The sequence below is a fragment of the Paenibacillus sp. J22FR5 genome (assembly GCF_059691975.1).
The window spans coordinates 62,950-83,443 of record NZ_JCAUAN010000028.1; the positions used below are offsets into that span (position 1 = coordinate 62,950).

General features: G+C 48.6%; 15 protein-coding genes. 12 read left to right on the top strand and 3 right to left on the bottom strand.

All coding sequences use genetic code 11. The features are described from left to right. The first annotated feature begins 1 nt into the window (after position 1). Positions 2–1,090, top strand: a complete 1,089-nt coding sequence (locus tag AC58P7_RS26380) for a nitric oxide synthase oxygenase (protein WP_497348292.1) — start codon at positions 2–4, stop codon at positions 1,088–1,090. Between the two features lie 265 nt (positions 1,091–1,355). Beyond that, positions 1,356–2,249: an EamA family transporter RarD gene (gene rarD, locus AC58P7_RS26385; protein ID WP_497348294.1), complete on the top strand. Its 894-nt coding sequence runs from the start codon at positions 1,356–1,358 to the stop codon at positions 2,247–2,249. Positions 2,250–2,294: 45 nt separating this feature from the next. Here rarD and AC58P7_RS26390 read toward each other — a convergent pair whose 3' ends face one another. Next, positions 2,295–3,257, bottom strand: coding sequence for an endonuclease/exonuclease/phosphatase family protein (locus AC58P7_RS26390; RefSeq protein ID WP_497348296.1), 963 nt, complete (start codon positions 3,255–3,257; stop codon positions 2,295–2,297). Between the two features lie 135 nt (positions 3,258–3,392). Here AC58P7_RS26390 and AC58P7_RS26395 point away from each other — a divergent pair, with 135 nt between their 5' ends. Both AC58P7_RS26395 and AC58P7_RS26400 read left to right on the top strand, forming a co-directional pair. After that, on the top strand, positions 3,393–4,145 hold the full coding sequence (locus AC58P7_RS26395) for an anhydro-N-acetylmuramic acid kinase (RefSeq protein WP_497348298.1): 753 nt from the start codon (positions 3,393–3,395) through the stop codon (positions 4,143–4,145). A 152-nt stretch (positions 4,146–4,297) separates the two neighbouring features. After that, positions 4,298–5,134, top strand: a complete 837-nt coding sequence (locus AC58P7_RS26400; RefSeq protein ID WP_497348300.1) for a tetratricopeptide repeat protein — start codon at positions 4,298–4,300, stop codon at positions 5,132–5,134. 403 nt (positions 5,135–5,537) lie between these two features. On the opposite strand, the gene AC58P7_RS26405 is transcribed toward AC58P7_RS26400, so the two are convergent. Continuing rightward, a complete protein-coding gene (locus AC58P7_RS26405) occupies positions 5,538–7,208 on the bottom strand; it encodes an MORN repeat-containing protein (RefSeq protein WP_497348302.1) in 1,671 nt (556 codons plus the stop codon). Positions 7,209–7,243: 35 nt separating this feature from the next. Continuing rightward, on the bottom strand, positions 7,244–7,630 hold the full coding sequence (locus AC58P7_RS26410; protein WP_497348304.1) for a DUF4280 domain-containing protein: 387 nt from the start codon (positions 7,628–7,630) through the stop codon (positions 7,244–7,246). A gap of 190 nt (positions 7,631–7,820) precedes the next feature. Here AC58P7_RS26410 and AC58P7_RS26415 point away from each other — a divergent pair, with 190 nt between their 5' ends. The 8 genes from AC58P7_RS26415 to AC58P7_RS26450 form a co-directional block, all read left to right on the top strand. Continuing rightward, positions 7,821–11,240 (top strand): stalk domain-containing protein, encoded by a 3,420-nt coding sequence (locus tag AC58P7_RS26415; RefSeq protein ID WP_497348306.1) that lies wholly within the window; start codon positions 7,821–7,823, stop codon positions 11,238–11,240. Between the two features lie 16 nt (positions 11,241–11,256). Continuing rightward, a complete protein-coding gene (locus tag AC58P7_RS26420; protein ID WP_497348308.1) occupies positions 11,257–14,025 on the top strand; it encodes an adenylate/guanylate cyclase domain-containing protein in 2,769 nt (922 codons plus the stop codon). Between the two features lie 15 nt (positions 14,026–14,040). Further along, positions 14,041–14,544, top strand: coding sequence for a GNAT family N-acetyltransferase (locus AC58P7_RS26425; RefSeq protein ID WP_497348310.1), 504 nt, complete (start codon positions 14,041–14,043; stop codon positions 14,542–14,544). 54 nt (positions 14,545–14,598) lie between these two features. Then, the gene (locus AC58P7_RS26430) at positions 14,599–17,634 is read left to right on the top strand and encodes an Npt1/Npt2 family nucleotide transporter (protein WP_497348312.1); all 3,036 of its coding nucleotides are present in this window, start codon (positions 14,599–14,601) and stop codon (positions 17,632–17,634) included. Positions 17,635–17,645: 11 nt separating this feature from the next. Continuing rightward, positions 17,646–18,083, top strand: a complete 438-nt coding sequence (locus AC58P7_RS26435; protein ID WP_497348314.1) for an ATP-binding protein — start codon at positions 17,646–17,648, stop codon at positions 18,081–18,083. After that, complete coding sequence (locus tag AC58P7_RS26440) at positions 18,080–18,415, top strand: STAS domain-containing protein (protein ID WP_497348316.1); 336 nt, start codon at positions 18,080–18,082, stop codon at positions 18,413–18,415. Before AC58P7_RS26435 ends, AC58P7_RS26440 begins: the two co-directional genes overlap by 4 nt. A gap of 61 nt (positions 18,416–18,476) precedes the next feature. Beyond that, positions 18,477–19,913 (top strand): PP2C family protein-serine/threonine phosphatase, encoded by a 1,437-nt coding sequence (locus AC58P7_RS26445; RefSeq protein ID WP_497348318.1) that lies wholly within the window; start codon positions 18,477–18,479, stop codon positions 19,911–19,913. 125 nt (positions 19,914–20,038) lie between these two features. Beyond that, positions 20,039–20,494, top strand: a 456-nt coding sequence (locus AC58P7_RS26450; protein ID WP_497348320.1) for a hypothetical protein, incomplete at its 3' end; no start/stop codon positions are given.

Here is a 20,494-nt window from a genome sequence, read left to right on the forward strand (position 1 = left end):
GATGAAAGTTCAGGATCAACAACTAGAGAAAGCCATTCCTTTTATACAAGACAGCTACACCGAGTTAGGCAAAAGTCAGGCCCAAATCGAGTCGCGACTTGCAGAAATTACCCAAGCGATCCGGTTCAAAGGTGAGTATGAACACACCCTGGAAGAGCTGGAGCATGGTGCGAAAATGGCTTGGCGCAACAGCAACCGCTGCATTGGTCGCTTGTTCTGGGAGTCGCTTCGTGTACACGATGCTCGTCATGTTGAAACCGAGGAAGAGATGGCGGACGCGCTGTTCAGGCATATCGAGGTGGCGACGAATGGCGGTAAAATTCGCCCCGTCATTACGATTTTCCCGGCTGCACGAGATGGGAAGCCCCGCGTTCAGATTAAGAACGAGCAGCTAATTCGTTATGCAGGCTATGAGACAGACGATGGCATCGTAGGCGATCCTGCTTCATTGGCCTTCACGAAAGAATGCCAGGCCTATGGTTGGCAGGGCGCAGGGACGAATTTCGATGTGCTGCCGCTCTTGATTCAGGTAGGAGAGCGAGCGCCAAGGCTTTTTGAGATTCCGAAAGCGTTGATTTTGGAGGTCGCCATCACGCATCCACAGTTGCCCGCCTTCGAGGAGCTGAACTTGCAGTGGTATGCGGTGCCGATGGTTTCGAACATGTACCTCGAAATGGGAGGCGTGATTTATCCCGCAGCTCCCTTTAATGGGTGGTACATGGGAACCGAAATCGGGGCTCGGAACTTTGCCGATGAAGCCAGATACAACATGCTGCCGCGGGTAGCATCGATCATGGGGCTCGACACGCTTCGCGAGTCGTCCCTATGGCGTGACAAAGCGCTGGTGGAATTGAACATAGCGGTGCTGCATTCTTTTCAAGAGCAAGGCGTAGCCATTGTTGATCATCACACTGCGGCGAAGCAGTTTCAGCGGTTTGAAGATAACGAGGAGAAGAGTGGGCGCGACCTCACCGGCGATTGGACGTGGCTGATTCCCCCGCTCTCGCCAGCGACGACGCATATTTTCCATCAGCATTATTCGAACGAAGTGAAGCTGCCGAATTTCTTTTATCACCGTAGAAAAAGGTGAAATCATAAAAGTCTACGCTCGTCTTCACCATTGGTGAAAACGGGGTAGACTTTTTTTGCTGATAGTGAGGGGCAGAAACGGAACGACGATCCGCTAAGTTGATAAGTAGTATAAGTTTTATACTTTTGTTTCGCATAAAGAAAAAGCCTCGTTTTTTTTTTACAAAAGCACTACACTACATTACAATGGAGCCATGTAATTAACCATAGGACAAATTTTATGCTGCATAGAATTGTGTTACTCGTATGTGAAGTGAGGTTTTACGATGAAAAAAGGTCTTGGCTATGCCATTATTGCTTATATTGCTTGGGGCTTGCTGCCCGTGTATTGGAAGCTTTTCGGGTCGTTGATGGCTGGAGAGATACTATCACACCGCGTGATCTGGTCATTCGTGTTCATGATGATTCTGATTTTCTTGGGAAAAGGTCAATCGAAGCAGCTCTGGAGCATGCTCACTAATCCGCGAACCATGCTCGTTGTAGGGACAAGCTCTGTGCTGATTAGCGCGAACTGGTTAATATTCATTTGGGCCGTGAACAATGGTCACGTCATTGAGACAAGCTTAGGCTATTATATTACGCCGCTATTTAATATCATGCTCGCGGTACTGTTTCTTCGAGAAAAACCGACAGGTGCGCAATGGCTGGCTGTTGCCTTGGCCGGCATCGGTGTGCTGATCGCCACGATCGATTATGGTCGATTCCCGTGGGTGTCGCTTTCCCTGGCCGCTTCATTCGGCTTGTACAGCCTCGTCAAAAAGAGAGTCTCCTACGACGCGTCCATCGGACTTGCCGGGGAAACCGCGGTCGTCTTTCCACTTGCGATTGTGTACATTGTCTATCTCTATGCGTCGCATCAATCGACGGCCGGAACACTTCCAACGCTGAGCTTGGTGCTGCTGCTCCCTTCAGGTGCCGCAACCGCGATGCCGCTGCTCTGGTTCGCCAAGGCTGCGGCAAGATTGCCGCTTTCCATGCTGGGCTTCATTCAGTACATTGGCCCGTCAATCACATTGCTGCTAAGCATCTTCATGTTTAAAGAGAAGTTCTCACCTGTGCTGCTGATCAGCTTTGCGTTCATCTGGAGTGCGCTCGTTGTGTATGCGTTGGCATCGATCCGAGTTGCGCGAGTATCCAAAGAGAATGTCTCGCTTACATAAGCGAGCTTGTCAATTGAGAGAACTGGAAGGGGAGAAAATCGGTTGCTACTTTTGAAAAATAGATAGCGTGGCAGATACTCCAGCGTGATCCGATGGCCAGAGGCCCGTAGACGTTCTATCCTGTTGTTCTTCTCCTACCAAAGCTGCCTTCATTGGAAGCCAACCATTCTTAAATAAAATAAAATCAATTCTAAAGCTTAAGCCAGATACAGCGTTCAATAGATCAGCATCCTGATGATCGGTAAATCCAGGCCCTTCACCGACCTCTAACCATGTATCTTGAAATCCTTCAGCGATAAATAACCCGTATGTTGGGGTTCCAAGGCCATCCGCGTTAGAATTCAAATCTCCTGTAATGATTAGAGGGAGCTCTGTATTTGCAGGTCCCTGAAGTAATTCCATTGCTTGGGCAACCTGTATGGCCGGAGCAAGCGGCTCCAAGTGGGTGTTGATGATCCTAAACATACGTCCGTCATATTTGACGTCAATAGACGACCATCCGCGAAGCACTTCAAATGGTTGTCCAGCAATCTGTAAAGTTAGATTGGTTTTGAAATTGCATTCTTTTTTATTGATAACCTTGAGTTCCTCTTTCTTGCGCATCAAAATGACATCCCTGTCCAACAATCGAACTGAATTTCCGTGACTGTCTGGAAGTTCTGCCGTAAAGTTATGGTTTTGGGCTGCTACTTCGTAGTCTAACCCTCTTCTTTTCAACGCTTGCAGCAATAACTGTACGAAGTCATAGGTCACAATTTTAAAGGTAGGGATGATAAGCTGCAACCGTTCCGCTTCCTGTAAACCGATGAAATCAGGTTTCTTCGAAGCGATTTCCTCGGCTAGTGCCTTCACGCGGACAGGAATGTTTGTTGCAAGAAATTGCCGAAATACTTCTGTTACTCGTTGAGGGATTTGAGCAGGTGTAGCGGTAAACAGAGGGCTCAAATCCGCACCCACATACAGATTCCATGTCAAAAAGGAGAGACGGGGATTGTGTGTTTTGCTCATTTCGCTTCACCTCCAATTATATCAATCTACTAAATAGTAGATGCAAAATGAAAGCTGCATGAGAGGGCTAATTCATTCAAGCTTGCGCATATTTTTTCAGCGCTCCGATAAGCACTGCAAATCGGGGATTTGTCCGTGATTGCCAAACGAACAGGCAGACCTGTCGTCGGCGATTTCAGGACAGCGGATATAGCCGTTGGCGGGCGGCAAGGAGCGCCGCTTATACCCTACGGTGACTATCTCCTTTTCAGGGACGCGAACAAAGGTCGCATCCTTCAAAATATAGGCGGTATCGGGAATTGCACAGCCATTCCTGCTAATGCCAGCGGGATCATTGCCTATGACGCAGGTCCGGGAAACATGGTGATGGATCAAGTCGTATACGAGCTATCCGGGGGACGAATGTCGTACGATGCAAATGGAGATTGGGCAGCCAAAGGCAAGGTGCATAAGGAATTGCTAGCGGACATGCTCGCACATCCGTACTTCCAAGAACCGCCTCGCAAAACGACAGGACGCGAAATATTCGGAAAAGCCTACGCCGCAGCATGGCTGGCATCCGCTTTGAAACGAGGTCTTCCACAGGAGGATATCGTTGCGACGGCGACAGCTTTTACCGCGCACAGCATTGCTCGCGGATATCAGCATTTTATTTTTCCACAGAGTGACATTGCGGAAGTGATTGTTAGTGGAGGCGGGGCTCATAATCGCACGCTTCTTAGCATGCTTGATGAACTGTTGCCAGATCAGACCATTCTCACATCAGACGAGTTTGGCATATCCTGCGATGCGAAGGAAGCGATGCTGTTTGCCTTGCTAGGCAATGCATGGATCAAGGAGAGCCGAACAATGTTCCTGCGGCGACGGGAGCGGAAAGACAGACGATAATGGGGAAATTAGCTTTGCCGTAGGATCTAATGAGACCGAAGCCATCGGAACCGCAGGTGGTATTTCGGTTTTTTATTTTCGTTAGGAGAAGTGTCTGTTTTTTTGATACAATGTTTTTAACTTACTAGAGTTTGTAAAGGAGAGCTATATGCATGCCGCCTATCCTAAAAAGTGTTCTTAAAATTATCGCTGTGCTTATCGTGATTGTGATGGGGTTTAAGGTTAATTGGCTAGTGGGGGGAGCTGCGATTGTGATACTCCTAGGTTATTTTGTTTATGTGAATCGATCTTCCTTTTATGCTCAGAGGGGCAATCTGGCCTATATGAAGGGGGATCGTGAACAAGCGTTGATTTGGATGGAAAAAGCTTATCGCTCCAAAGCCTTCCTGCCGAAACATCAGATTGGTTATGGCTATTTGTTAATGAAAACAGGTGATCTTAGCAAGGCTGAACACATGTTCGAAGAGGTCCTGCGTACAACGAATGCTACGGATATCCGTATACAAGCGAGGCTCAATGTGGCAACGGTGTACTGGCTGCAGAACAAAAGGGACGAGGCTATCCAAATTTTGCAGGAATTAGCGCGAGAGGTCAAGAATACGCTGGTTTATGGGAATTATGGTTATTTCCAAATTTTGCATGGAGACTTAGAAGCAGCGCTTGCCTATAATCTCGAGGCCCATGCCTATAATGACAACGATCTGACGATTATGGATAACTTAGCGCAAAACTACTATATGCTCGGTCGTCTGGTTGAAGCTGATGAGATGTACACCAAGGTGATTGCGAAAACGCCTAAACACGCGGAGTCCTATTATTTCTACGCACAAACGCTTCATAAACTCGGTCGATCGCAGGAAGCCCGGGAGCAGCTTGAAACGGCGCTGGGGAAGGAACTTGCGCTCGTTACTCCTTTAACCAAGGGGGATATTGAGTTATTTGCAAGTCAATTAGGCAACGATGCGGATGGACAAGAGCAAGGAGAGTAGGTCGAAGTGGCACAAAGAAGGCCCGTTCGCAGGAGCCCCTTTTTAACGGACATGATAGCCCTTATTTGACAAAAAAACAGGAATAACAAGCTCTAACGGACGACACGGCCGTTATTTACTTTCATAAGGTACATATGAGCACACAAATCAGTAAATAACGCTCCTTGTGTCCGTTAGAAATCGAAATTACCTGCGTTTCAGGTAATAGAGGCTGTCAGGTCCGTTAGCATTACCGAATGGGTTTAAACCAAAAGCCGGAGGCTCGCCTCCGGCTTTTCTTACCTCATAAGAATCTAAGAATCTATAAGTTTCCGGTACTCGGAAGCACAAATTCTTATTGGCGATAAAAACAACATCTAAAACGCGGTCGTTCCTCCTCGAAGGACTTCGATAGAAGGTTTTCTCATTTCGTCGAGCTCACCTGCAGCAAGTGAGCTTCTTTCACTTTATTGAAATGGGTGAAGGTGAAGACATAATCACCCTTATAGTAGCTGTTCGTGTAGGCGCCAGCACCGGCGCCAACTTCAAGCTCCATGACACTGTAGCCAGCTTCGTTCGGCTCGCTGAGCTTCTTGAACGTTTCGATGCCTGGCTGCAGCAGCGCTATAGGCTGCGAGCCCCAAATGCTAAGGGAAGTAACCACCGCTTCCTTCGGGTTGGTCTTCGACGGCTCTACCAGCAGCGACAGCTGGTAGGCCGGGTAGCTCAGCAGCAGCTTCACGCCGACTGGCACTGCTGACGCTGTGCCCGCACCAGTATCAGTGCCAGCATCTGCGGCTGGCACTGTGACCCCGCCGGAGGAGCCGTCCGCCGCCGCCTCCTGGCCCGCGAGCATGACGCTGTCATCCTGCAGCGTCACTTCCGCCGGTTTGCCCAGCAAGTCTTCGACTTTCTTGCTGGACAAACCGATGAAGCCCTGCAGGCTGACCCCGCCGCCTGCAAAAAAGCTCCGCAGCAGCGGCGCACCGTCTGCGTCAAACAACGTGCCAATGCCGTCATAGACGCCGGCCTTGAAATCGCCCTTGTAGACGAGTTTGCCTAACTCGTCATAAGCTTCCCCAGCGCCAGTCAGCGCGCCGCTCTGGAACGCGCCTTTGAGGCGCGGTACGCCTTTTTCATCAAAAGAGGTGCCTTCGCCGTTATACAAGCCTACAAGAAACTGCCCTTTATACTTCATCATGCCGCTTCCATAAAACTCCGTGCCTTCGCCCGAATAGCTGCCATTCTTAAAACCGCCTTCGTAGAGCAGCAGCCCTTTCGCATCAAAAAGCTTGCCAGCCCCGTTATACAAGCTAGCCGAGAATTCGCCTTCGTACTGGGCAATGCCACCGGAGGAGAAGAGTTTCCCAGCCCCGTTGTACATCCCGCCATTAAAAGCTCCTTCATACAGGAGATCGCCGCTTGGCGCAAACAATTTGCCAGCCCCGCCGAATTTACCATTTTGGAACTCGCCGATGTAGATCACTTTCTGCTTCTCATCGTACAACGTGCCAGCGCCATTATAGCTATCTGCGGTGAAGGCGCCTTTATAAATCAGGTGTCCTTGCTCGTCATAGAGTGCGCCATTTCCAGATTTCAGGCCTTTTTCATAATCTCCCTCATACGCGAGGACGCCATTGTCATGGTACAGTTTACCTTTACCTGAATAAAGCCCATCTACCAGATCACCAACATAGCGAGCATCTTTTTTGTCTTTTTTGGGATCGACAACAATTTTACCATTACCCGAAAAGCTATTGAGCTTAGGCGTGTTTTCCTGAAGAACGGGTACGCGGTTCAACCATTTGTTCACGATAGCAGGCGGCCGGATAAAGATGAAGTAAGTCAAAACAAGGATGAATAGTAGGATGAAAATGAGCAGCCTTTTGGAGATGTAGTAGGAGCCGATCAATACGTAGTTTTTCAAAGAGGATTCGCGCGTTTGCAGCATGATTCGCATCATTTGTTGAAATTTAATAATCGCTAGCTTAGGCAGCCTTCCAACGGTTAGGATGGCCTTCATAATATGTCCGATGAAAGGTGCTACGATGGGCTTTAGCACTTTCTCAATCGATTTGATCGGCTGGATCTCCAATGCTCTCACTCCTTATTTTTATTGTTAAATAGTGGCTAAGGCACCTGAATCGTCATCTGTCCAGGTTGTTGAACAGAAATAACGCCGCCCCAATTGCACATGCATTTGGAGCTATTATTAAGCGCGGGCATATTCGCGACAAGTACAGTTGGAGAACCCGGTGCCCAAGGTGCTGCTGTAACAGGGATACAGGGCATCGGTGTCAATGCGCCCAAAGCCGCGGCTGTTGCTGCTGCTACCATCGGATTCGCCATCGAATTACACATGCCAAACGGCAGTATATTCACCATGGGCTTATTATCCATAATATTAGCGATAGGCATAGCGGTCATGACCAGATTAGCAGGAAGCACCATTAACGAGCTAGGTGCAGCACCGAATGTGCATTGCAGCATCGCGCCGCCGCATACTAGATTTCCCATTTTGGAAGCCCCTTCCTTGAAATTATTTCCCGTGCAATATTCGGCAAATTTCGCTTTCTATATTCTTTTATACTACTAGAAAAGGTAATAAGCGGCAATCTAATCCTCTATTCGATTGTTTTCGCTATTTTTATCCAAAGAATGGATGCGAGAGTGGTAGAGATATTGTACTATAAAGGGAGAGAAGTACGTGAGCGGAGGGGTTTGTCTGAAAGGTTTGAATATTGTAAAAATAGGCCTGGCATGCGTTCTCGCGACATCCTCATTACTAGCTGTAGGCGTTCGGGCGGAAGCTGCGACTGTAAAGGAATTCACCATGGGGGAAGCTATCAATCAAGGGTTGAAAAAGAGCACTCAGCTGCGCGATGCCAAAACAGATGTTTTGAAGAAAAAGATCGAGCTGGAGCAAGCGCAGCATACGGTTAACAACGAAGAGGCCAAAGCAGCTGGCTTATTTGCAAAGCCTCACAATTTAAGTCAGGATATTTCCACGCGTTTGAAGGTGCCAGAAGCAAAGTCGCAGTTATTTATGGCTCAGGAAACATTGCGGCAGTCTACGAATACAGTTCGCTATGATATCGAAAAGAGTTATTTAACGGCGTATCAAGATGCTGTGGCCGAGGAGCGCTCTCGGAAGAAAGTTGATGAAGCGAAATTAGCCCTCGACACGGTGAAAAAGAAACGGAAATACGGTCTCGCAGATGCTGCGGAACAGGAGAAAGCGGATAAGGCGCTAGAGAAGGCAGCGTCCGAATACAAACAAGCGCAACTGACGGCGAAATCTAGCCGATTGGCATTAGGTAAACTGTTGCAGCTCGATATGGAAAATAAAATGGAGCTTACGTTTCAACCGGATTACGCGGATCTGAATCAACGGAATCTTCCTACCTATATTGCAATGGGTCAGAAGACAACGATAAGTCTGCTAAGAGATACCGAGGCTCGCCGTTTGGCTGATGAAAAGCTGAACACGACCCGTAATTTATATAGCGGTAAATTCGGCCCTGCCCGGATGAGGGTGATGGATGGGTTATTTAAAGAGCCTGAGATCGATATGGATCTCTTTCAGGCGAGCTATGATGTAACGCTTGCGCGGGTGAAAGAGGATTGGCAGGGATTTTTTATGCTGCTAGGGTTCATACCCATCCCGAAGTCACTGCTTCAAGGCGAATTTGATGGACTGCGCTATTTGGACGACCTGACGAATGCACTGCCACTTGCAACCATGGAACAGAATAAGGCGCAGCTGCAGGAAAAAGAAAGCCGAAATGCCGTTATTGCCGATGTTCGGCAATCCTTTTTGGAAGCTAAGGGAGCCGAAGAAGGTTATGCGCAGGCTTTGCGAGATAGGGATAATGCCGTAACGAATCTATCAAAGGCGAATCAAAAGCTGCAGCTGAGTTTGATGAAATCAGAAGAGCTCCAGGCGTATAAAGATGCGGTCGAGCAAGCGGATCAGCAAATTATAGCTGCGCAAATTGCGTACAAAATGGCAATTGGCAAGCTCGATCTAGCGACAGGTGGGGCAGTGAATCGGACGCTTCGCGAAGGGATTCTGCCGTATCGTGATCTAGACGATGGGCTATCTCCGGTTAAGCCGCAAAAGCCTAAAGCCCCAGTAGGTACTTGGAAGCTTAAGCCAGCGGTCGGACAGCTGCTAAGTGATTTCAGTATCAGTGTAGGTAAAAAACTAGGTGCAACGGATTACGCCGTATTCACGAAAGACGGTAAACGTGTCGGAAAGCGTACCAAAATCAATAAATCTATGAGGAATTTATCGGTAAAATTCAGTCAAATCGACCAGCTCAAGGTCGTACTTTATAAAAAAGGAAAAGTGATTCAAACGCTGCCGCTGGACGGAAAAGGAAGTACGGGGCAGCTAGTTGCTGCAAGTGCAACGAGCAGTACGAGTACGGGGAACGCCGAGGGGAGTGCCGGCATTGACGGTGCCAACGGCACGGTCGGTAGCACAGATGGTGACGGACAAGGTGCTTCTGGTACGGATAGTGGAGACGGCAACGGAGCAGATAACAACTCCGAAAATGCTGGAGAAGGTGAAGGCTCCTCTAATGAAGAAGAAGGTTTGGGAACGGTCATTATCGGTTCCTACAAAGTGAAGCTGGAAGCGTTGACGCCTGCGGCTTTTCATGCAGCCACTGCTACAATGGCGACATCGGGACAAGGGATGGTGTATCAATCGGCTACGGCAGGGGCTCCTTGGATTGGTATGGATGACGCTTTGGATGCGGAAGCCTTAACGAACCCGTCCAGTTCAGCCGTACTATCGAAGGAAGCCGTGGATGCCATCAAGGTGACCGTAGAGATAAAGGAACCTGGCACGATTGCTTCCTTAGAGACACCGGCACAACTGCAAGGCAAGATCGACACATTAAAGCAAGACATCGAAAAACTTGAAGCTGCCAAAACAGCGGCTGTTGCAGCTATGAAGCTGAACGAGATCGCTGATCTCGCTGTGCAGCTTGGGGATGCTCAGGCCCAGCTTGGCATGCTGGAGGCGCTGCTCAAAGGTGACACCAAAGCCGCTCTCTCGCAGATGCAGCTGGTTAACAACCCGGACGCGCTGATCGCAGCGCTCTCCGAAGAAGCATCGCCGGCCGAGCCGGGCGATGGCAGTTCAGGCGGCGATGGAACCCCCGCCACTGATGACGATGACCAGGCCAGCGAAGACCAGCTGGCCGATCAAGCCGAGCTCCAGCAGATGAAGCTGGAGCAAGCCCTCGCCGCCGGCGAGCCGGGAGCTGCTGCAGCCTTGCTGCAGCAGCTCCTCGCGACGCAGGCGCAGCTCGCGGATGCGCAAACGAGCGCATCCGTTGGTCTGGCTTCGCTCGAAGCAGCGAAGCAGAAGCTCCAAGCTGCGCTTAGCGCAGCGCAGGCGCAGCAGGACACCGAGCGGATCGCGACGCTGACCCGCTCACTCGAGGCCGTCGACGCAGCGAAGCTGTCGACGCAGAAGGCTGCGCTGTTCGCGAAGCTGGACGCAGTACAGGCCTTGCTGGCGGGGCTGCCGCAAGACTCAGCCGTACAAGCGCAGCTGGAACAGCAAGTCGAGAAGCTGCTGGGTCAACTGCAGCAGCAGGAGAAGGCGAAGTACGCGCCTGAGGAGCTACAGGAACTTGAAAAAATCGCCGATACGATAGCGAGTATTACTTCCATCCCTGCTTCCTCTGATCTTCCTGAAAAAGCTGGTGAATCTAGCAACAACGGAGAGGGCACTTTACAATCTGCCACCATTCAACCTCTTTCGGCAGAAAACGTGCTTTCTTCCAATATTTCTATCAAATTTACGGCCCCGCCTGTTATAATAAATGGACAAGCTTATTTACCAATAAGATCCGTTTCTGAATCATTTGGTGCAGCGGTAGATTGGGACCCTGAAAGCTTTACAGTTACCGTGAGCACCGAATATACAACCATTACGAGCTCTATTAATCAAGCAACAGCCTATATAGATGGACAACCTATTGTGATAGATGGACCATCCCTGCTGCTAGATGGTAGGACCTATGTGCCGTTAAGATTCATTTCCGAGTCATTAGGTCTAGGTGTCGACTGGAACGCAGCTATGCAAATCATTCAGATTACAAATTAAGAGGAGATTACACGCGATGAAGAAATCGATTGCGGCATTGCTGCTCGTCCTGCTGCTTCTGGGTGCTGCGGGGACTTATCTAGGTGCACACCGAGATAGCATTCAGCTGTGGCCTTGGAAAAAAAGCATGCCTTTCGACGGATTATCGAAGGCCATCTCAGACTCACAAAACAACTTATTCGTCATCGATAATGCCAAAAAAACGATTCATAAGCTGGATGCCCAAGGTATCCTTCAATTCTCCATTACAAGTGAAACCGGGAAAAATGGTGAAGTGTACCGTTTTAACGATATGGCTGTTGATGATCAGGGATTTTTATATACCATCCGGACCTTGCTTGATCCATATGGGATTGCCGTTAAATCGGAACAAATCGTAAGGTACAAACCAGACGGTGAGTTCGATCGCAGCCTATTTACACAGGAATACAGTGATTCCCAGTCCACAAGGTACCGACTCGGTTCCTTGCGTAATGTACAAGTACACGATGGGAAGGTGTACTTCTTTAATGATGAAGTAAAGAAATTATCCCTATACGAAACACCGACAGGTGAAGGGTCTTCGGCAGATCCGCAGCTGAAGTACTCGATTAATCTTCCCGATAATAAATATGTATCTGAAGCGGATGGTTATAAGCCTGGGGACATTTATTATTCCACTCGCAGCGGTGAAATTTATCGTGCTTGGAGCGATGGACGCTCGGAACTCGTGTATCCGCTGCCAGGGGTAGATCGTACACAGCGTAATTTCCCAGAGAGCCTGCATTTGGATAATCAGGGACGTTTGATTTTTATTGATTTTAACTCGCGTATGATCACTAGGCTTGATCCGAAGCAACCATATGTCCTAGAAGGTCTTGTTGACGATGAGAAGGCGAAAGCGAGTGGTGTGGAGCTTGCCTTTGACACAACGACGAGCAGTATTGGTCCAGACGGCAGTCTCATTATCGTGGAGTCCGCTCAGATCAATCGTCGACTTCCGGATGGTACGATTACACCTTCCTTGATCGAAGCGCAATTCAGCTCATCAACAAGAAATCATGCAGTCCTAGTGTGGTCCATTGCCGTGGCATCTATTTTACTGGTGCTCTATGCCATCAAAATTATTTTCGTCAATTTACTGGGGAGGCGCCTGCCTCTCATGGTGAAGCAAATCTTCATTTTAATACCTGTTATAGCCTTCTCGATGATTCTCCTCTCCACAGTCATTTACAATAGTTTTTCTGAGAAAATGGAAGAAGAGACGTTCAGTGAGCTGATTTTACTTGCCAAAAATGGTCAAAATCTAGTCGATGGCGATAAACTAGAGAGCCTCACGTCACCTTTGGATTACCAAGGCACCATCTATCAATCCTTCCGTAAGAAGATTCAATCTGTCTTCGAGAATAATGTGCGTGATGATAATCAGGGCTTCTACAAGGCCGTATACAAATATGAGGATGGCGTCATTTATCGCATTTTGGAAGATGATGACGGGATGCATATGTTCAATCCGTTCGAGCAAACGCCAGAGAATCAACAGGTTGTTCTGGAAGGTAAACCGGCAACGGGCCAATGGGAGGATTTCTCCGGAGAATGGCGTTATGCAATCGCGCCTATTTTTAACTCTTCGGGTAAAATTGTCGGTGTCTTCGAAATGAGTAAGAATTTGGACGGCCTGCTGAAGCATCGCCAAACCGTGCTAAACTCGATTATCCGTAATATCGCTTTCATCTCCGTTGGCTTGCTGCTCGTGCTTGTGTTGATGACCTATGTTCTTCTTTCGTCTATTCGGAAGCTTCGCAACAGCGTGGGTGAGATTGCCAAAGGCAACTGGGATACGGTCGTTAAGATTAATACCCGGGATGAGGTGTCGGACCTGGGCGACAGCGTCAATACAATGGCTGCACGGATTCGCGATTACATCACCAAAGTTGAGAATTTCAGCCAATCCTACTATCGATTTGTTCCGCAGCAGTTTTTACGCTTTTTGAACAAAGACAGCATTCTGGATGTTGAGCTTGGCGATCAAGTGGAGCAGCATATGTCTATTCTGATCTTTAACATCCGCGGGTTCTTCCAATTATCCAAAAAGCTGACACCGGAAGAAAATTTCAATTTCGTGAATTCCTTCCTCAAACGATTCGGACCGTATGTCCGCAAGCATGAAGGGCTCATGAATAAGTATTTGGGCGCAGGTTTCATGGCCTTATTTCCGAATCGGACAGATGAAGCATTATTAGCCTGTGTGGAGATGAGGAAGGAGCTAGAAACGTACAACTCGCATAGATTGAGTGTAGGCTATCCCCCCCTTGATTTCGGTATTGGTTTACATAAAGGCCCTCTTCGTCTCGGTATCATTGGGGAGGAGCAGCGTTTGGAAGGGAATGTGATTTCTGACGGTGTGAACCTAGCAACGATGTTGGAGAAAATGACGGAGCCGCTGGGCGCATCGATTCTGATCACAGATTCGGTCGTACAGTCCTTGGAAAAGCCATCTGACTTCCTCTATCGCGATCTTGGCTTAATTCAAGTGGATGGGGTGCAAGAGCCGCTTCACTTGTTCGATGTGTATCAAGGCGATGCAGATACGATTCGTGCCTTGAAAGACAAGACGAAAGCCTTGTTCGAACAAGCGGTTACGTTCTATCAGGTCGGACGGTTCTATGATGCCCGTGAAGCTTTCCTGATGGTCATTAAACAAAACCGTCAAGATAAAGCAGCTCAGCTATATTTCTATATGTGTGATGAATATTTTGGGCAAGGTACAACGGGTGAATGGAATGGAACACTATCTGTTTCTTAAAGAGGTGATTGTGTCATGCAGGTAAGTCATTTGACCGTACATGAGTTAACGACGGAGAAAGATGCTTCACGGATTACAGATTTCTATTTATCCCCTGTCTCCTTTGATGATCAGCGTCATACGCCAGGCGAACTGGATCATTTCCGTCATGCGCCAATGCTTAGCTTATCTCAGCGCAATCACCGTCATTGGTTTATTGAGAATGAGGATGGCGACATCATCGCGGTTACAAGCTGCAAAGAGAATGAACACCAGTCCGGCGGATTTCTCTGGGATTACTTAGCTGTCCACCGAGAGTATCGCAGACATGGATTTGCGAAGGTGTTATTTCAAGCGTTAGAAACGTTTGCCCGTTCCGCACAAGGACGTTACATTTTAACCTACACGTGTGATTTACCCGAATACCTCCCGATTCAAAAGATGTTTAGAGCGAATGGCTTCGAATTAATCGGCACATATCCGAATTACTATTATGAAGGTGAAGCTAGATTGGCCTTTTATAAACCACTGTCCCCTTGACAGATAGACTAATAGATTGGACCTGATGAGATGCAAGGAACCTTAAAAGGGTGGATGGGGCTGCGTACAGAAGACAGTCGTAAGCTTTGGATGATGCTGCCGATTTTTTACTTTAGCGGGATTGCAGAATCCTTGAATTACACAGCGTTCATGGCACTTTTCAACCAACGCTTCGGCGTTCAGTATTTGCCCTATATCTACATTGTTGAAGCCGCTATCATGCCGCTTGAAGGCTGGCTCCTAGCTAAGCTGGCGAACCGACTGCCGAAGGCGAAGATGATGACCACGCTTTTTCTAATCATGATGGGCTTGCTCTTTATAAACGGTGCGGTGCTTCTCGGATTTAAGCTGGGTGGTGTCGATTACCGCTTCTACTATCCGATTCTTTTTCTCACTTCCAATTTTGTCGTGAGACAGCTGACTCTTCTTCTGTGGAGCACAGCGTTTGATTTGTGCCCTACGCAACAGGCGAAGCGGCTTATGCCGATGTTCATCGCCTCTACAACGACGGGGGGGATCACAGCAGGTTTGCTTGCTCATCAACTCGGCAAGATGTTGGGCACGGAAGCGGTGTATGCACTCGCGCCTGTGCTTATGGTATTCGGCTTCATTTTCTTCCGAAGGGCACTCATGCGATTCTTAGTTCCCCTCACGTTAAAAGAGGATAAACGAATGAAGTCAACGCAGCCGGCCTCCCTCGCCGAGGAAGAGAAAGAGCTCTCTTCTGGTTACTATGCGAAGCAGATGCTGCGAAGCCCATTCCTTCTATGTGCGGTTGCCTTGATGACACTCATGCCAGCCGTTTATTTTATGATGGAGTATCAATATTTTACGGCTGCGGAGATCAAGTTCTCGAATGAAGGCGATTTAACCTCGTTTTATGGTTTAATTACGGCGATTCAATTTACTGTATGTTTATTATTACAAACCGTATCTACCCGCTTAATGAACTGGTTAGGCGCTAGCAATATTCTATTAGGCATCACGATTCTGTTCTTTGGCGGCTTTGGACTCACGGCGTTATTCATGAACCAATCGCTCGGATTGGGTATGGTTTCCGGATCTTATGCGATTTTCTATATCTTGCTGTATTACATAGCAGAGCCTTGTTACCAGCTTTTCTTCAAAATGATGCCGATCTCCAAGCGGGATGGCTACCGTTATTTCGCGCAAGGGGTTGCTGCTTCTGGCGGTATTCTCATTGGTTCGCTGCTGTCCATGCTGCACTCGTTCGGACTTCTTCAACTGTCACCCCTAGCTTGGTTGGGTGTGGCGGTAGCCGGAATTCTGGTCGTTGTGGCTTGGTTCGGGCGAAATCTTTACATTCGTGAATTGGTCAAAAGCGTCCAATCCTTGCATGGGGATTTATCGGAAATCGCGAGCTCCTTTATCGGAGGCATTCGCAGCTCCAAAGCCTTGTCTGCTATTCTAGGCTATCTGAAGCACCCGAATGATTATGTGCGAGAGCTTGCCTTGGAGATTATCGGTAAAGCGAAGGATTCCGCCTTTCTGCCTCATTTGATCCAGATGATCGGTGAAGAGAGCTCGCGGATCCGCATTGGGGTATTACGTGCGATGAACTTGCAGGGTGCCACCATTCAGGACTTAGTGCAGGTCGCTTCTTTCCTAGAGGATGAAGATCCCGAGGTACGTGCCGAGTGTGTGAAGTTGATTTCTAAGGCTTCCCATCTGAAAAGTCAGTCTCATTTCTTTATCCGTGTGAAGCTGCTCGATAATCACCCGAAGGTGGTACATGAGGGCGTCAAAGCGCTCTATGCACTAGAAAGTGAAGAAAGTTATGCGGCCTGTGACGAGGCCGTTATCAAAATGCTGGATACCGGCGGCGAATGGGCTGTATACGGCTGCCATACCGTAGCGGATCTGAAACTGAGTACGTATACAGCTTGGGTTGTGTCTTTGCTGGATGAAGAGCGTCCTGCTGTAAAGGTTGCAGCTGCGCATTGTATCGGTAAGCTGCAGCATGTAGATAGCATTCCCGCTTTGCTTGGCATGGTGTCCATGGCGGATCAAGAGCTACGCAAAGCTATTCTGCAAGCTTTCGTAGATATGGGTGACAAAGCACTTCCTACGTTGCTGGAGTACAGCCATCATCCGAATTCATTCATATGGAATGCCGTGGTAACGACGCTCGCTGAGCTGCTGGAGGAAGGCAGACTACGTTCGCTGCTCGCCCAATTGTGCATACAGCGGCTGCAAGCATCGACACAGGAACGTGCGCTGCCAACTGCACTGAAGAAGCTAGGCTTGATGGGACTTGCGGAGCTGGCGAAGGAACGCTGCGGAGAGCTGCATCACGCACTCATCGATGGGGCATGGGCTGTCATGGCTAAGCTGGTCGATGAGCGGATCATTATGACGCTGCGTGAAGCGATTCAAGACGAGAATATTGAGCTGCGCGAGAATGGTTTGGAAGTGCTTGCGGAGGGACTCGGCGATCGCAGATTGGCCTATGCTTTATTAGACCAATTAAAGCAAGAAGGCGTGGATGACATCATGGTGGAGTTACAGCCACTGCAGCTGCTTCAAGAGGCAACAACGTGGGCGGATAACTGGCTCAAGGATATTTCCATTTACGCACTAAGCGCATTGGAGCGTGCAGATATGAAGGAAGAACGAAAGTTTTTAACGATGCTGGATAAAGTCATTTTCTTGAAGCAAGTTAGCTTATTCGCCGACTTGTCCGTAGATGAATTGGGTTTAATTGCGGGTATTGCAACAGAAGAAGTACATGAGGATTTGACTTACTTATTGCGACGGGGAGAACCTAACGCAGCTATGTATCTGCTTATTGAGGGGCATGTTGAATTGAGCAATGAGACAGGTGTTGGAGAGACATCAACGATCGGCGTTTTGGGACCTAAGCAAGCGGTTGGCGAAACGACTGCGCTAGATGGTTCCCCTTCTTCCGTTACCGCACAGGTGATATTTGATGAGGTTCGTGTTCTTACCCTGCAGGGGGAGAGCTTGTCTCGATTAGTGAGATTGTATCCCGAGATTGGCATCGGCATGCTTCACGCATCAAGTGCAAGAGTACGATTGCTTGAGAACATGCTTTTGAAAATGTCGTAGGAGTGATCGCTGTGGGAGTGGAGTCCATCGTATTGACCAACGATTTACACGAGCTAGAACGACTGGCGGCCTTTATACAAGGCTTGTCAGCGTCGCTTGCCATAGATGAGAAGACGCTGTTTCAAATCAATTTGGTTTGCGATGAGCTTGTAACGAACATCATTCTATACGGTTACCCATCTGGTGAAAATGGGATGCATACGATTCGCCTTGATGTGGGGCAGGCCCCAGAGGGTTGGGAGCTGCGCCTAACCGATCAGGGGATTCCTTTTAATCCACTATTAAAATCCACGCCTCGCACCGACCTATCCATCGAAGAACGCGGTATTGGCGGGTTAGGTATCCACTTTGTCAGACAGGTTATGGATGGACTGCACTATGAGCGTTTGAATGGAGAAAATATACTCATGATGACCAAAAATCGGATCCAAGAGGAGGGAGTTTCATGAATATTACCGAGCAGCTGCAAGGTGACATCGTCCTGGTAAGCTTAGAGGGCAGACTGGATGGAAATACGTCCGCTAATCTGGAATCTTCTTTTGCCAAGCTAGTGGAGCAAGGCAATGGCAAGTTCGTATTCAATCTGCAAGGTCTGGAATATGTCAGCAGCGCGGGATTAAGAAGTCTGCTATCCGCTGCCAAGATGGTCAAAGTGATCCAGGGCAAGCTAGCCTTGGCGCGAATGAATGAGCATGTGAAGGAAGTTTTCGATATGTCGGGTTTTAGCAGCATTTTCAAGCTGTATGAGACAGAGGATGAAGCTGTTAATGCCATTAAATAATGAGCCGTTACGTAATTTTGAGTAACTGGCATCATGAGTAGATAAGAAGGAGCTGAACTGGATGAATGTTGTCGTAGGCGTGCTTGCTGTCCTGTGTCTTGTGGCTGTCATCCAGTGGCAGCTGGGGAACCGAAAGCGTCAAGCAGCAGAGCTGGAGTTACAGCGGACGATGCAGCTTTTTGATGTGAGCTTGGAAGTGAACTCAACCATTCGCAAGCAGGATTTGCTTGTCAAAATCATGGAAACCTCATCCCGGATTATGAATGCGGAGGCTTCATCCGTCATTTTAGTCGATGAGGAAAAGGGTGAACTATTCTTTGACCTTGCACTTGGAGCTAAAGGTGATGAGGTGCGTGAAATCCGCCTCAAGATCGGCGAAGGCATTGCAGGCTGGGTCGCGCAGACCGGGAAGTCGGTTAAGATCGACGATGCAGCGGAGGATGAGCGATGGTCGTCGAAGGTTGCAAAGCGCGTCGATTATCCAACGCGTAATATGCTCTGTGTTCCCCTTGTCAGCAAAGGGAAAATCATTGGCGTGCTGCAGGTTTTGAACAAACGGGGCGATACCCCTTTCACGGACCGTGACTTGCAGCTGCTGGAATCGATCGCTTCGCCCACAGCAGCATCTCTGGAAAATGCGATGCTGTACGATGCCTTGGAGAAGTCGATTCATGCTTTGAAAATAACGACAGCAGTCAAAGAACGCATGGAGAGCGAACTTCGTATCGCAACGGAAATTCAGATGGGTTTTCTCCCTCGTAAGAGTTTAAGCCTACGAAGCCGGGTAGTGAGCAGTGAGGCTGGAACAACTGCAGGAGCGGAGCTCAGTAGTGCCCAAGCGGATGCCCAAGCGATCATACGCCCGGCACGTGAAGTAGGGGGCGATTTCTACGATTATTTTCGTATCGATGAGGATCGTTTGTTCTTCGTGCTTGGCGATGTCTCTGACAAAGGGATTCCTGCGGCCCTTTTCATGGCGGTGACGATGACATTGCTGAAGGGTAAAATGACCGTTGAGCTGACGCCTGGCGAGTTATTGACAGCCGTCAATCAAGAGCTTTATAAGGATGATTCGACGATGTTTGCGACGATATTCTGTGGGGTTCTGAATGTCGCGACAGGGCAACTCCTATATAGTGAAGGCGGCCACTGCCCTCCTTATATCGTGCGAGCAAGCGGTGAGGTTGAGCTTTTGAAAGGGAAAAAAGGCCTCCCTCTTGGTGTCATGGACGATATGGTCTACATGGATAACGAAGTCATGCTAGGTCTAGGGGATCGTATTATCGTGTATACGGATGGCATCACGGAGGCCGAGGATCAACTTCAAGATCAATATGGCTTCGCCCGTCTCAAGGATGTATTGGTGAGGGAACAAACGAGTCAGCCTGAACAGTTGCTTGGCCAGATGGTATTGGATGTGGACCTTTTTGCTAATGGTGCCGTCCAGTCCGATGATATTGCCGTGCTCATTGTAGATCGCATTTCTATTAAATTGTAATCTCCGCTGCAAAGCGTTGTGATATAGTTAATATATAAACTACAAGCACTCGGGAACGGATATTTTGGAGTGCAACTATGAATAATTGATAGCTTCTACTAAAAGCTCGCCAGGAGGGTTATGCCATGCAAAAATCGCATATTAACCGGCAACCAGATTCTTCTTTGCACACGAATAAAATCAATAAATCGAGTTCCCACGCATCTTCCGATTTGATGAATATTCAACGGGCTATCGGCAATCGCGCCGTAGGCAATATGCTAACCATTCAGACGAAAATGACCGTTGGTCCAGCTGGTGATGCGTATGAGCAAGAAGCCGATCAAATGGGCAAACAAGCAGCTGATCACATCGCAGCATCGGAGAGTGGCGCAGCAGGTAAGCCGGATGTGCAGCGCTCAGAAGGCGGAGAAGCAGAGGAGGAAGAGCTGCAGATGAAGCCATCAACGGAATCGATTCAACGCTCGGAGGGCGGAGAAGCCGAGGAAGAAGAGCTGCAGATGAAGCCATCAACGGAATCGATTCAACGCTCGGAGGGCGGAGAAGCCGAGGAAGAAGAGCTGCAGATGAAGCCATCAACG